Below are 13609 nucleotides of genomic sequence, written 5' to 3'. Positions count from 1 at the left end.
CCCATGGGCCCCCGCCCAACCATCTTCGGCCACAACGGATCCGGCGGCAGCCTCGCCCTCGCCGACCCCGACCACAACCTCACCCTCGCCGTAACCCACAACCGCCTCGCGGCCGGCCCACAAGACTGCGTGGACCGGGTCGTGGCAGCCGTGCGCGCCGAACTCGGCGTCGGCGACTGATAGAGCGCCCTCAGCATTGACGACGATGCGAATCTTGTTGTTAGCTGGAGATTTACACGGTGGGTCGTGTTGATCGTGCTGTCGTGTCGCGTGATTCGAAACTATGATCGAAGGTATGGGTGATTTCGCTGCTGAGATGGCTGCCGACCGGGAACTGGTCGAGCAGCTCCGCAGTGTGCACTCGCGGATAGCTGCGTTGCAGGCCGAAGAAGCGGCGCTCATGACACGGCTGTACGAGCGCCGTCGTGCGCAGCAGATCGACCTGGGGGTTGGGCTGTTGTATGCGGGGGAGAGCACTGCTACCGAGATCGGTGTCGCACTGAAGATGTCGCAGCGGTCCGCGGATAACCTGATCAATATCGGGCTCGATCTCGAGCACCGCCTCCCGACCACGGCGGAAGCGTTCGCTGCCGGGCGTATCGACCTGGCGCAGGTGCGCGCGATCCGCGAGACCCTCACCAATGTGCGTGGGGATCTGTTGACCGAGTTGGAGCCGAAGATCGCCGTGTATGCGGAAGACGCGAACCCGCAGCGGGTTCGGCGTACCGCGCGCCGCTGGATCACCGAGGCCGACCCTGAGGGTCAGGCCGTGCGCCGCAAGGAGGCCGAGGCCGAACGCTATGTCAGCGTCTCTGCCGCCGACAATGGCACCGCCGTCGTGGACGCGGTCTTGCCTGCCGCCGGGGGACGCACCTTGTACGAGAAGCTGCGCGAGATGGCGTGCACCCAGGTGTGTGGCGAGGATCCGCGCACCCAGAACCAGCGTCGCGCTGATGCTCTGGTGGCCCTCGCTGATGGCACGGGCCGTTTGACGTGTCAGTGCGGGCGCGAAGACTGCCCCCGCGCGGCGTTCGATGCGGTGGCGCCGATGCCGCGCAAGGCGTTGGTGCAGGTGGGCGTGTCGGCGGAAACCCTTGCCGGACTGCAGGATAACCCGGCGCTGCTGGCTGGGTTCGGGGCGATCGACGCGGATTTGGCTCGTCAGATTGCCCGCCACGCCCGCTTCGAGATCATCACCGACACCCCGGCGCCCGAAGCCACCTCGGCCGCGACGCCCGCGACCACACCGACCCGTGAACTTGTGTACAAGCCCACCGCGCGCGTCGCCTCGCGTGTGCGTGCGATCGACGGGATTTGCCGTGCGCCCGGCTGCCAGGTGCCCGCCGCCGACACCGACCTCGACCACCAAGACCGCTTCGACCACGGCAATCCAGACAATGGCGGCCCCACCAGCGAACACAATCTGGGCGCGCGGTGTCGACGCCATCACCGGCTCAAGACCCTCGCCGACAACAATCGCAACGGCTGGAAGGTCGATCATCTCCCGGATCGAGAGGTGCAATGGACCACGCCCACCGGCGATTCGATCACCACGACACCTGAAGGCGCACAGTTCCTGTTCCCGTCGGAACCGGTGCCGCCGGTGACCGCTGCCGGTGTCCCCGACGCGGAAACCATTTCCCCGTTCATCGATGCGGGGCCGGTCATCGATGGGCTGATGGAGATGATGCACGTGTACTGCACGCCGTCGCAGCGGAAGGCGTACTGGCGGACCCGCCGGGCGGGCTGACGCCAAGTTGGGAGCCGGAACTTGCGTTCCGGCCCACGGACTGCACGGATCACCTTTTAGAGATTACGAGGTCGAAAGACCCAGGGGTGCGAGCTTGGCGGACAGGCGGTCTAGGTAGGCGAGGACGTCGGGTTCTGGTTTGTCGGGGAGGCCGTAGAGGACGTCGGTTACGCCTGCGGCTGACCAGGATTCGAGTTGGTCGGGGTTGGGTTTGTAGGCGAGGGCTACTACGCGCGGGGTGCCCTCGCGGCCTGCTTCTTGCCAGTGCTTCATGAGGAGGCTGGTGGAGGCGGAGACGTCGGATTCGTAGGGGGTGGTGATCCAGCCGTCGCCGGAGCGGGCGATCCATTTGAAGGTTTTGTCGGTGCCGCCGGCGCCGATGAGGAGGGGGATGTGGGGTTGGACGGGTTTGGGGTAGGCCCAGCTGGGGCCGAAGGTGACGAAATCGCCGGAGTAGGAGGCTTCTTCCTCGGTCCAGAGGGCGCGCATGGCCTCGATGTATTCGCGCAGGACGGTGCGGCGCTTGTTGCCGGGGACGCCGTGGTCGGTGAGTTCGTCGGTGTTCCAGCCGAATCCGGCGCCCAGGGTGACACGGCCGCCCGAGAGGTGGTCGAGGGTGGCGATGGTCTTGGCGAGGGTGATGCAGTCGCTCTCGGTGGGAAGCGCTACGGCGGTGGACAGTTCGATGCGGGAGGTGACTGCGGCGGCTGTGCCGAGTGCCACCCACGGATCGAGGGTGCGCATGTAGCGGTCGTCGGGGAGGCTGGCGTCGCCCGTTTGGGGGTGTGCCGCTTCGCGTTTGACCGGAATGTGGGTGTGTTCGGGAACGAAGAAGGAGTCGAAGCCGCGGTCCTCGGCGGCTTTGGCGGCTGCGGCGGGGGTGATGCCGCGGTCGCTGGTGAAGAGGACGATGCCGAATCGCATGGGGGTGTGGTCCTTTCAGAGCTGCTTGGCGGCGGAGACACCGGCGCGGCGGCCGTAGAAGCTGCCGTCGCCGAGCGAGCAGCCGGAGGCGTAGCCACCGGCGCAGATGCCGGAGGTGACCCGGCCGGCGGCGTAGAGGCCGGGGATGGGGTCGCCGGTGACGTGGAGGACTCGGGAGTCCAGGTCGGTGCGGAGGCCGCCGAGGGTGAAACCGCCGGTGTAGCCGCGCAGGTCGTAGGCGCCGAGGGGGGTGCGGATGGGCTTGACCCATTCGGTCTTCTTGCCCAGGAAGGGGTCTTCGCCCTTTTCGGCGTGGTGGTTGTAGAGGTCGATCGTCGACTGCAGGGTGTGCTCCGGCAGGCCCATTTCGCTCTCGAGCTCGGCGACCGTCTCGGCCACCCAGGTGGGGGCTACGCGCAGGAACGACAGGGACGATTGGGTTTCCATCGCCTCCTCCAGCGCGAGTTCATCGATCACCAGGTAGGCCTGGTTGCCCTGGTCCTGCAGGACCGCCTGGCCCATGCGGCCCGCGTAGGTGTCCTCGGTGATGAAGCGCTGGCCGCGGCCGTTCACCAGGATGCCGCGGGCGACCAGCTGGGGGTCCACGACCAACGCGACCTCGGTGGCGTCCATGTGTGCCAGGTCCGCACCGAGGGCCTGGGCGACCTGGATGCCGATGCCGTCGTGTTCCTCGACGGTGGCGGTGGGCCGACCGGAGATCTTGGGGGCGAAGCGTTCCACCATTTCGTGGTTGTAGGCGAAGCTGCCGGTGGCCAGGACCACGCCCCGCTCGGCGCGGACGAGGACCGGTTTGCCGTAGCGGGTGGCGGCCACGCCGACCACGCGGCCGGAGTCGTCGACGACCAGGCGGCGCAGGCGGACGTCGTATTCGTGGCGGACGCCGAGTTCCTCGGCCTTCTGGGCCAGCGGTTCCATCAGCATGTAGCCGCCGCCCTTCTCGCCCAGCTTTTTGTCCTTGGTCCAGGCCAGGTGACCGCGGGGAGCGGGCGGGATCTTGTCCTTGAAGGGGGCTGCGTTCTCGCCGCCGGAGTACATGAGGCCCTGGTCGGCGGGCGGCTCGTAGCCGGGCTCGCCCCAGAACTCCTCCTTGAACGGGACGCCCTGGGCGACAAGCCAATCGAAGTGGTCGACGCTGCCCTGGCAGTAGTCGTGGATCTTGGCCTTGTCGACGCCCGGACCGAGGGCGGCGGTCAGGAACGCTTCCATGTTCTCGGCCGTGTCCTCGAAGCCGAGCTTCTGCTGCAGCGCCGTGCCGCCGCCCAGGTAGATGAATCCGCCGGACATGGCGGCCGCGCCGCCCCAGCCGCCGGTGCGTTCCAGGACGAGGACGTCGGCTCCGGAGCGTGCGGCCTCGATGGAGGCGCACACTCCGGCGATGCCGAAGCCGACCACGACGACATCGGCCTCGTAGTCCCAGTTTTCGACCTCACTGGCCCGGAGCGGCCGGACGGTTGCGGTTGCGGTTTCCGCCATGTCTCTGAATTCCTAACTGCGGGTGGGGATTACTTCTTCTTGTCTTTGGCGAGCGTCTTGCGGATCGCGCCGTCCAGCTTGGTGGCGGAGGGCCAGCCGATGTAGTGGGCCAGGAAGACCGCGATCTCACGCAACTGGTCCGCGTCCAGCTCGCCGTTGCGCAGGGCCGCGCCGACCTGGATTTCGGCGATCTCCGCATTGCCCTGGGCGGCAATGGCTCCGAGCAGCAGCAGCCGCCGGTCGCGCATGGTCAGGCCGGGGCGGTTCCAGATGTCGGCGAAGAGGTGGTCGACGGTGACCTCGTAGAACGGGTCGCCGGTCAGGTTCGGGAGGTCGAAGCCGTAGACCTCCGACATGGTCTTCAGACCCTGCTGCCTGATTTCGGAGGGAACCTGCTCGTCTGTCATGAATGCTCCTTTGCGATCGGGCCGGGACCCACACCGAGTCCGTCACCCAGGTCGTGCAATGCGCGTTGGGCCAGCGGCAGATTCAGATCCAGCCGGGTGGCGAGGTCGAGGGCCAGGGCGAGATCCTTTTCGCCGAGATCGCGGACGTGGCCGAGGATGGGGAACCAGAAATCGTCGGGTTCGACGGGCGCGGTGGTCTTGCGGAGCATGATCGCGCCGGGGCCGCCGGTGTGCGAGTCGGAGTGGCGGACCACCTTGCCGAGTTTGGTGATGTCGAGACCGGCTGCCTCGGCCAGGCGTTGAGCCTCGGACGCCGCGGTGAAGGCGACGAAGTGGAGCAGGTTGCGGGCCAGCTTCATTCGGGTGCCCGCGCCGACCTCACCGGCGTGGATGACCAGGGAACCGAAGCGGGAGAACGGCTCTCGCGCGGCCTCGAAGGCAGCGGGGGTGCCGCCGACCATGACCGCCAGTGCGCCCTTTTGGGCGGCGGGGGCTCCACCGCTGATGGGGGCGTCCACGAATTCGACTCCGTGCGAAGCGCATTCGGCGGCCAGTTCGATGGCCGTCTTGTCTGAGATGGTGGAGTGCACGGCGATCACCGTGCCGGGCTTGGCTGTTTGCAGCAGGCCGTCGACCACCGTGCGGACCTGGTCGTCGTCCAGGACGACGACCGAGACGACGCGGCAGGTCTCGGCCACCTCGGCCGGTGATGCGGCGGGCACCGCACCGGCATCGGTGAACGGTTGCAGCGCGTCGGGCCGCATATCGCAGACGACCAGTCCGCCCGGCCAGTCGACCAGGCGTTGCGCCATCGGCGCGCCCATATTGCCGAGGCCGATGAAACCTACCGGGAATTCCTGGGTTTCGCTCATGGCCGGAAGACCTGCCCGCCGTCGACGTTCAGGACCTGGCCGGTCACCCAGGCCGCATCGTCGGACAGCAGGTACAGGCACGCGCCGACCATGTCCTCGGTGGTGCCCAGCCGCTTCAGCGCCATCTGCTTGACCAGCTGATCCACGAACTGCTCCGGCACGATGCTGCGGGTGGCCTCGGTATCGGTGGGGCCGGGCGCGATGGCATTGACGCGGATCTTGGAGTGTCCGAGCTCGTGCGCCAATTGCTGTGTCAGGCTGTTGATTCCGGCCTTGGCCAGACCGTAGAAGCCGGAGTAGGTCCAGGCGGCCGTGGACGACTGGTTGACGATCGAGCCGCCGCCCGCCTTGGCGATGTGCTTGTACACCGCGCGGGTCATGTTCAATGCGCCGTCCAGGTTCACGGCCATGAACTTCTTGTAGTAATCCCACGGGACGGTCAGCAGGATGTCGAGCTTCATATCGCCGTAGATGGCGGCATTGTTGACCAGGTGGTGGATGCCGCCGAATTCGGCGACGGTGAAATCGGCTACGGCCTTGGCGGATTCGGGATCGGCGACGTCGACCTGGGCGAAGACGGCCTTGCCGCCGTCGGCGGTGATCTCCTTGGCGACGGCCTCGCCCAGCTCGCTGTTCAGGTCGGCGACAACGACTTTCGCGCCCTCGGCGGCCAGGGCCCGCGCGTAGGCCGCGCCGATGCCGCGGGCCGCGCCGGTGACGATGATGGATCGGTCGGTGAAACGGCTCATGTCGGTACTCCTCAGCAGCCGGTCGCGATGAGTTTGGTCTCGGTGTATTCCTCGAAGCCGAGGACGCCCATCTCCCGGCCCAGGCCGGACTGCTTGTAGCCGCCGAAGGGCGCGTCGGCCGAATACCAGACGCCGCCGTTCACGCTGAGCGTGCCGGTACGGACGCCCTCGACCACGGTGCGCAGGCGCTCGGGATCGCGGCCCCAGACCGAACCGGACAGGCCGTAGGGGGAGTCGTTGGCGATGCGGACGGCGTCGAGGTCGCCGTCGTGGGGGATGACGGTGAGGACGGGGCCGAAGATCTCCTCCTGCGCCACGGGGGAGCTGTTGGGGAGACCGGTGATCAGGGTCGGTTCGATGAACCAGCCGGGCCGGTCGACGCGGTTGCCGCCGGTGACGATGGTGCCGCCCTCGGCGCGGGCGATATCGAGATAGCGTTCGACGCGGGCGCGTTGACGTTCGGAAATCAGTGGGCCGCAGACGGTTCCGGACTTGTTCGGATCGCCGGGCTTGATATTGGCCAGGGTGCGGGCGGCGGCTTCGACGGCCTGGTCATGGAGTTCCCTCGGGACGAGCAGCCGGGTGCTGATCGCGCAGCCCTGGCCCGCGTGCACGCAGACCCCGAAGGCCGCGTAGCTCGCCGCGGCCGCGATATCCGCGTCGTCCAGCACGATGAACGCCGACTTGCCGCCCAGCTCCAGGAAGACCTTCTTCAAAGAGGCTGCCGCCGAGGTCATTACGGATTTTCCGGTCGCCGTAGAGCCGGTGAACGAGATCATGTCCACCCGCGGATCGGTGACCAGCTGTGCGCCGAGCCCGTGGTCGTCGGAGGTGACGATATTGACGACACCGGCCGGAATGTCCGTCTCCTCGGCGATGATTCGCCCGACGGCCGCCGCACACCACGGCGTATCGGGTGCGGGCTTGAGCACCACAGTGGTGCCCGCCGCCAGCGCCGGACCCAGCTTCGCGAAGTTGATCTGATGCGGGAAGTTCCACGGCGTGATCGCGCCGACGACGCCGATGGGCTCGCGGCGGAGCTTGCGGGAGCTCTTGATCCCCATCGGCGAGGCGATGCCGAGATCGGTTTCCCAGGCGTAGTTTTCGGCCAGATCCGCGAAATAGCCGAGGTCGTTGACCGGGCCTTCCAGCTGCGGGCCGCTGGTGAGCATGCGGGGCGCGCCCGCCTCCGCGATGGTGATCTCGCGCAGTTCCTCGATGTGGCTCTGTAGTGCGTCTCGTAGTTGCCGCAGACCGGCCGCGCGAAAACCCGGATCGCGCGACCAGTCTGTGGTGTCGAATGCCGTGCGGGCCGCGGCGATGGCCGCGTCCATATCGGCGGCGTCGGCATTGGCGGCGTGGCCGAGGGGTTCCCCGGTCGCCGGGTCGGCGGTGGTGAACACACCGCCGCCGCCGGGCGTCAACTTGCCGCCGATCAGCAATTGCGAACCGCCGTCGGGGACGAGATCGCTCGGGCTCATAGGTAGCTCCCATGCTGTCCGGACACGTGTACGGACTATAGGTTCGTGGCTCGGAACCGCGCAAGAACATGTTTCAGTTTGCTCGGTTGCGGCCGATTCGGATTCGGGGATTCCGTTGTCAGGTGATCCCGTCGCTAGTACCGTACAGACACATGTCCAGCTACGTGTCTCCGTTGCTGGAAAACGTTCGTCGGAGCCGATGAACGCGTTATCGAATACGAGGTGCTCACAGGATGACCGCAGCCTCCGTCGAACCGCTGCTGTTCGACCCCTACGACTACCGCGTGCACGAGGATCCCTATCCCGTCTACCAGCGGTTGCGCACCGAGGCCCCGGTGTATCACCACCCGGAACTGGACTTCTGGGCGCTGTCCCGGCACGTTGACGTGGCCGCCGGATTCCGCGACGATCGGCGGCTGTCCAGTGCCAACGGGGTCTCGCTGGATCCGGCCGCCTGGGGGCCGCACGCGTGGCGGACCATGTCCTTCCTGGCCATGGACGATCCGGGGCACGTGCGGCTGCGCAAGCTGGTGTACCAGGGCTTCACACCGCGACGCGTCACCGAGATGAGCGAGCGGATCCGGGAGATCACGCTGCGCTATCTCGAACCGGCGCTGGCCAGCGGCGATTTCGACTGGATCGACGCCGTGGCCGGGCAGGTGCCCATGGACGTCATCTCCGAGCTGCTCGGGGTGCCCGAGGCCGATCGGGCCGAATTGCGCAGGCTGGCCGACCTGTTGGTGCATCGCGAGGAGGGCGTGCTCGACGTGCCCGTCGCGGCGATGGAGGCGGCGCTGCAGCTGGCGGGCTATTACAACCAGATGCTCGCGGACCGGAAGCGCGAGCGGACCGAGGATCTGACCTCGGCGCTGCTGGACGCCGAGGCCGACGGGGATCGGCTGGCCGACGAGGAGATCCTCGGATTCATGTTCCTCATGGTGGTCGCGGGCAATGAGACGACGACCAAACTGCTGGGGAACGCTCTGTATTGGGCGGGCCGCAATCCGGAGCAGTACGCCAAGGTGGCGGCGCATCCCGAACTGGTCGAGGACTGGGTGGAGGAGACGCTGCGATACGACGCGTCGAGTCAGATTCTGGCGCGGACGGCGGCGGAGGATCTCGAGTATTACGGGCGGACCATTCCGGCCGGGGCGAAGGTGTTGCTGCTCATCGGGTCCGCGAATCGGGACGACGGGGCGTTCCATGATCCGGATCGATATGACATCGAACGGCCGGACAAGGGCGGGCTGATCAGCTTCGGGAAGGGTGTGCACTTCTGCCTGGGCGCGCATCTGGCCCGGCTGGAGGCGTCGATCGTATTGCGGGAGTTCGCGACCCGGGTCAAGGCGTATCGCATCGGCGAGACCGGGATTCAGCGGGTGCATTCGGTGAATGTGCGCGGGTTCGCGCATCTGCCGGTTTCCGTGGAGGTGCGGTGATGGCTCGGTTCGCACCACATCCCGAACGGCGTCCGGCGGTTGTCGCGGGGGCGTCATCGGGGATCGGGGCCGCTACGGCCGAAGCACTTGCCGCCCTCGGTCATCCGGTCGCGCTCGGTGCTCGCCGGGTCGAGATCTGCGAGACCCTCGCCGAGAAGATCCGGGCCGACGGGGGAGAGGCATTCGCCGGACGGCTCGATGTCGCCGATACCGCCTCGGTCGATGAATTCATCAGTGCCGCGGAGGAAGCGCTCGGCCCGACCGAGATCCTGGTGTCCGGTGCCGGTGATCTGGAGTTCGGCCGGGCCTGGGAAATGGATCCCGACCTGTTCGAATCTCAAGTCCGCGTGCATCTCGTCGGCGCACAACGGCTCGCGCATCGCGTGCTGCCGGGCATGATCGAGCGGCAGCGCGGGGACTTCGTGATCATCGGATCCGATTGCGCCGTGCGGGCCCGGCCGGGCGCGGGGGCGTATAACGCGGCCAAGACCGGGGTCGAGGCTCTCGCCACTCAGCTGCGAATGGAGTTGGAGGGCACCGGGGTTCGATCGTCTATCGTGCGGCCGGGGCAGACGCTGACCGGGATGGGTATGCAGGCCACGCCCGAAGTGGTTGGCCCGCTGCTGGAGAACTGGGTGAAGTGGGGGTTCGCGCGGCACGCGCATTTCCTGCGGCCTGCTGATCTGGCGGCGGCGGTGACGGCGGTTGTTTCGACGCCGCGTGGTTCGCATCTGGTGCTGATCGAGGTGCAGCCGGAGGCTCCGTTGGCGGGAGAAAGCTGATGCGCCTCGTTGTCGATCTGGATCTTTGCCAGGGCCATGCCGTCTGCCAGGACGAGGCCCCTGAACTCTTTCACGTGCCGAGACAGGGCCAGGTCGAAATCCTGCGCGCCGATCCCGGCACGGATCTGCTCGAGGCGGCTCGCGCCGCCGTTCGCTACTGCCCGACGCAAGCACTGTCGTTGATCGACGACAGTGGTGAATCCTGAACGGAGGCCCGCCATGGCCTGGTCCCGCGATGAACTCGACGAGATGATCCGCCGCTGGGTGGACGAGAACAAACAGTGTGAGGCACAAGGGGATTGGAAGCCCCTCGACCACTTCTACACCGAGGATGCCACCTACGGCTGGAACTACGGTCCGCAGCAGGAATTCATGGCGGTCGGGCGCGACGAGATCCGGGAGATCGCGCTCGGGCAGGAGATGTTCGGGCTCGAGGGCTGGACGTATCCGTATCAGGAATTCGTGGTGGACGAGCGGAGCGGGAGCGTCATCGGGTTCTGGAAGCAGGTCAACGAGAAGCAGCGGCCCGACGGGCGGCCGTACAGCCCGGAGGGCATCGGCGGCAGCTGGTTCCGGTACGCGGGCGACTTCCAGTGGAGCTGGCAGCGCGACTTCTTCGACTTCGGCAATGTGACAGCGCTTTTCGTCGAGATGATATCCGCCGACGCGCTGTCGTCCGGCATGCGCAAGCGCATGGAGCGAGCCATGTCCGGTCAGCCGCTGCCCGGCTGGTACCCGATCGGAAAGGGGCCGGTGCCCCTGTGGTGACCAGCAGATACGAATCGCTGACCAGATCCGAACTGGCACTGCTGGTTCCGGAACTGCTGCTGTGCGGGCATCTGATCGACCGGTCGGGGATGGCGCATGTGCTGGGCGCGCTCGGCCGGGAGGGCATGACGGCGGTCGCCATCGACGAATGGCGGCTGGCCAGCCCGGTGTACACGCGACGAATGCGCAAGGCGCTCAACATCACCGGGGATGGCGTCGATGCCATCTTCAAGGGCTTCCAGCTGGATATCGGTGCGCCGCCGCAGTTCATGGACTTCCGCTTCCGGGTGATCGACCATGATCACGGGGAATTCCACCTGGACCACTGCGGGGCGCTCGCCGATGTGGAGCCGATGGGGACGGAGTTCGTGGTGGCCATGTGCCACGACATCGAGGACCCGACCTTCGACGCGACGGCGTTGGCGACGAATCCGCACGCGCAGGTGCGGCCGGTGCATCGGCCGCCGCGGGAACCGGCGGATCGGAAGCCGGTGTGCGCGTGGACGGTAACCATCGATCCGGCGAACGAACCGCCCGCACCCGTCGAGGGTGCGGAGATCCTGACCGGGTCGGAGGCGGCGGGGACTGTGTTGTCGCCAATCGATCCGGAAGATGAAGGGCTGTGCGACTATTCGGGGCCGCTGCTGAGTGATCTCCGCTTCGGTGACTTTTCTCGGTCCGCCCTCGTCCGCCTGGCCGACGAGGTGAGTTTGCAGCATCATCTGCTCACGCTGGGATATCGGGCCGCCGTCGAGGAGCGGACGAAACCCGAAGTGGCCGTGGATATTCTCCGGAAGCAGTTCACGGGGATTGCCGGGCTCACGGCCGAGCGGCTGCGCGCGGCACTCGGCCTCGGCGACGATTTCGCGGCACTGGCCAAGGTCCTGCGTCTGCATCCGGCGTTCAATCCGGCCGCCTACGTGGACATCGACGTATCCAGCGAGACCACCGGCGGCGAACAATCGGTGGAGCTGCGGATCGGGCGGGCCTGCGGGGCCGCCGACGACGGGGCGTGGGCGGCGCTGATCGACGCCGACCACCTCGAACCGCTCGACGCGCTGGTGCGCGGTGTGAATCCGCGCTTCCACTGCCGCGTCCGGGACGTCGACGACTGCGCCCTGACCATCGAAATCGGTCGTGCGGACCTGCCTTTCCGTACCGCCGACGAGGTCGCCATCACCCACTTCAGCTCCGGGGCGGGCTTCGTCTTCGCCGATCGGGGCAAACCGCTTCCGCTCACCGTCCTGTAGTCGAAACAACCAGGAGCACACGGCCATGGCGCGCAATTTCGCCGACCTCTACGAACACTCCGCCGACGCCGTGCCCGACCGGACGGCCGTCATCGAGGGCACGCGGCGATTGACCTTCGCCGAACTCGACGCCCGCGCCAACCGGCTGGCCCACCATCTGGCCGCGGCGGGCGCGGGGCCGGGCACGCATATCGGGTTCCACCTGCACAACAGCATCGAGGCGCTGGAAACGCTGGTGGGCTGCTACAAGATTCGCGCGGTGCCGGTGAATATCAACTACCGGTATCGGGCCGAGGAGCTGCGGTACGTCTACGACAACGCCGATCTCGAGATGTCGGTGCATCACCGGTGCTACGCGCCGCTGGTCGAGGAGATCCGGCCGCAGCTGCCGAAGCTGCGGCACACGCTTGTCGTCGAGGACGATCAGGGCGGGGCGGGATTGGCCAGCGGTTCAGTGCCTTATGAAGAGGCGCTCGAAAGCGGTTCTCCCGAGCGTGATTTCGGACCGCGCAGTGCCGACGACCACTTCATCATGTACACCGGCGGCACCACCGGGCTCCCCAAGGGCGTCATTTGGCGGCAAGAGGACATGTGGCGGGTGCTGGGCGGCGGCATCGACTTCTACACCGGGGAACCCGTCGTCGACGAGTATCAGCAGTCCCGCCTGGCGGCCGAGAACGCCTGGCCCATGACCTGGTTCGTGCTGCCGCCGCTGATCCACGCCGCCGCCATGATGCCGACCTTCACCGCGCTGTGGTCGGGCAATGCCGTGCTGTTCCAGCCGCGCTTCGATCCGGACGAGGTGTGGCGGGTGGTCGAGCGGGAGAAGCCGCAGGTGCTGGTCGTCACCGGTGACGCCATCGCCCGTCCGCTGGTGGACTCCTACCGGGCCAATCCGGTGGACGCGTCCTCGCTGGTCTCGATCGGTTCGGGGGCCGCCCAGCTCACCCAGCCGGTGAAGAACGCGCTGCTGGAACTGTTTCCGAGCACGCTGGTCACCGAATCCATCGGGTCCTCCGAAACCGGGTTCGGCGGTATCGGATTCGCGCAGAAGGACGACGATCCCGCGCGGGCGCCCCGGGTCACCACCGGGCGCGGGGCGCTGGTGGTGGATGACGAGGGACGGCCCGTCGCGCCGGGTGGCGAGGGGTGGGTGGCCAAGACCGGGAATGTGCCCATCGGCTACTACAAGGATCCGGTCAAGACCGACAAGCTGTTCCGGACCGTGGACGGCGTGCGGATGGTGATCACCGATGATCGCGCCAAGGTGGAGGCCGACGGGTCGGTGACCTTGATCGGGCGCGGGAACATGGTCATCAACACCGGCGGGGAGAAGGTGTTTCCCGAGGAGGTCGAGGCGACCGTCAAGGCCCATCCGTCCGTCTACGACGCGGTCGTCATCGGGGTGCCGCACGAGCGCTGGGGGCAGCAGGTGGCGGCGGTGGTGTCCGCGGCCGCCGGGGAAATCGACTTCGCCGACCTGGAGCGGCATATCCGCGCGCATCTCGCGGGCTACAAGCTGCCGCGTCGGATCTGGCTGGCCGAGACCGTTTCCCGCACGCCGAGCGGTAAACCCGACTATCGGTGGGCCAAGTCCTATGTCCAGGATCATGCGCCGAAGCACGAGGCCCGCTGAGTGGGAAACTCGGTGAAACCCTCCGCGCACCCTACTGAAACCTGTTCTAATTCTGAC

General features: G+C 67.2%; 13 protein-coding genes and 1 pseudogene. 8 read left to right on the top strand and 6 right to left on the bottom strand.

What is annotated here, in order from left to right:
• Together ACAM49_RS21525 and ACAM49_RS21520 are read left to right on the top strand one after the other, a co-directional pair.
• Positions 1-180, top strand: a pseudogene (locus ACAM49_RS21525) (esterase); the annotation flags it as partial.
• Positions 181-295: 115 nt separating this feature from the next.
• The gene (locus ACAM49_RS21520; RefSeq protein WP_369637339.1) at positions 296-1750 is read left to right on the top strand and encodes a DUF222 domain-containing protein; all 1455 of its coding nucleotides are present in this window, start codon (positions 296-298) and stop codon (positions 1748-1750) included.
• A gap of 63 nt (positions 1751-1813) precedes the next feature.
• Here the strand turns inward: ACAM49_RS21520 and ACAM49_RS21515 are convergent, their stop codons facing one another.
• From ACAM49_RS21515 to ACAM49_RS21490, 6 genes are read right to left on the bottom strand one after another with little or no spacing between them, the layout of a single operon-like run.
• A complete protein-coding gene (locus ACAM49_RS21515; protein WP_369637338.1) occupies positions 1814-2674 on the bottom strand; it encodes an LLM class F420-dependent oxidoreductase in 861 nt (286 codons plus the stop codon).
• Positions 2675-2689: 15 nt separating this feature from the next.
• Positions 2690-4168 (bottom strand): FAD-dependent oxidoreductase, encoded by a 1479-nt coding sequence (locus ACAM49_RS21510; RefSeq protein ID WP_369637337.1) that lies wholly within the window; start codon positions 4166-4168, stop codon positions 2690-2692.
• A 29-nt stretch (positions 4169-4197) separates the two neighbouring features.
• Positions 4198-4575 (bottom strand): carboxymuconolactone decarboxylase family protein, encoded by a 378-nt coding sequence (locus tag ACAM49_RS21505; RefSeq protein WP_369637336.1) that lies wholly within the window; start codon positions 4573-4575, stop codon positions 4198-4200.
• Entirely contained in the window at positions 4572-5447 is an 876-nt protein-coding gene (locus ACAM49_RS21500) for an NAD(P)-dependent oxidoreductase (protein WP_369637335.1), read from the bottom strand. Before ACAM49_RS21500 ends, ACAM49_RS21505 begins: the two co-directional genes overlap by 4 nt.
• On the bottom strand, positions 5444-6196 hold the full coding sequence (locus ACAM49_RS21495; RefSeq protein WP_369637334.1) for an SDR family oxidoreductase: 753 nt from the start codon (positions 6194-6196) through the stop codon (positions 5444-5446). Before ACAM49_RS21495 ends, ACAM49_RS21500 begins: the two co-directional genes overlap by 4 nt.
• Before the next feature lie 11 nt (positions 6197-6207).
• Entirely contained in the window at positions 6208-7677 is a 1470-nt protein-coding gene (locus ACAM49_RS21490) for an aldehyde dehydrogenase (RefSeq protein WP_369637333.1), read from the bottom strand.
• A gap of 233 nt (positions 7678-7910) precedes the next feature.
• Between ACAM49_RS21490 and ACAM49_RS21485 the strand changes: the two genes are divergently transcribed.
• Genes ACAM49_RS21485 through ACAM49_RS21460 form a run of 6 tightly spaced genes read left to right on the top strand, consistent with a single transcriptional unit; the run spans position 7911 to position 13552 of the window.
• A complete protein-coding gene (locus ACAM49_RS21485; RefSeq protein WP_369637332.1) occupies positions 7911-9116 on the top strand; it encodes a cytochrome P450 in 1206 nt (401 codons plus the stop codon).
• Entirely contained in the window at positions 9116-9898 is a 783-nt protein-coding gene (locus ACAM49_RS21480) for an SDR family oxidoreductase (protein WP_369637331.1), read from the top strand. The genes ACAM49_RS21485 and ACAM49_RS21480 overlap by 1 nt, the downstream gene beginning before the upstream one ends.
• A complete protein-coding gene (locus tag ACAM49_RS21475; protein ID WP_369637330.1) occupies positions 9898-10104 on the top strand; it encodes a ferredoxin in 207 nt (68 codons plus the stop codon). Before ACAM49_RS21480 ends, ACAM49_RS21475 begins: the two co-directional genes overlap by 1 nt.
• A gap of 13 nt (positions 10105-10117) precedes the next feature.
• On the top strand, positions 10118-10666 hold the full coding sequence (locus ACAM49_RS21470; protein WP_369637329.1) for a nuclear transport factor 2 family protein: 549 nt from the start codon (positions 10118-10120) through the stop codon (positions 10664-10666).
• On the top strand, positions 10660-11916 hold the full coding sequence (locus ACAM49_RS21465; protein WP_369637328.1) for a hypothetical protein: 1257 nt from the start codon (positions 10660-10662) through the stop codon (positions 11914-11916). Before ACAM49_RS21470 ends, ACAM49_RS21465 begins: the two co-directional genes overlap by 7 nt.
• Before the next feature lie 25 nt (positions 11917-11941).
• A complete protein-coding gene (locus ACAM49_RS21460; protein WP_369637327.1) occupies positions 11942-13552 on the top strand; it encodes an acyl-CoA synthetase in 1611 nt (536 codons plus the stop codon).
• Positions 13553-13609: the final 57 nt, after the last annotated feature.

It is taken from the genome of Nocardia sp. JMUB6875, from assembly GCF_041154655.1.
GTDB lineage: Bacteria > Actinomycetota > Actinomycetes > Mycobacteriales > Mycobacteriaceae > Nocardia.
This window is presented reverse-complemented; position numbering and strand designations above follow the sequence as displayed.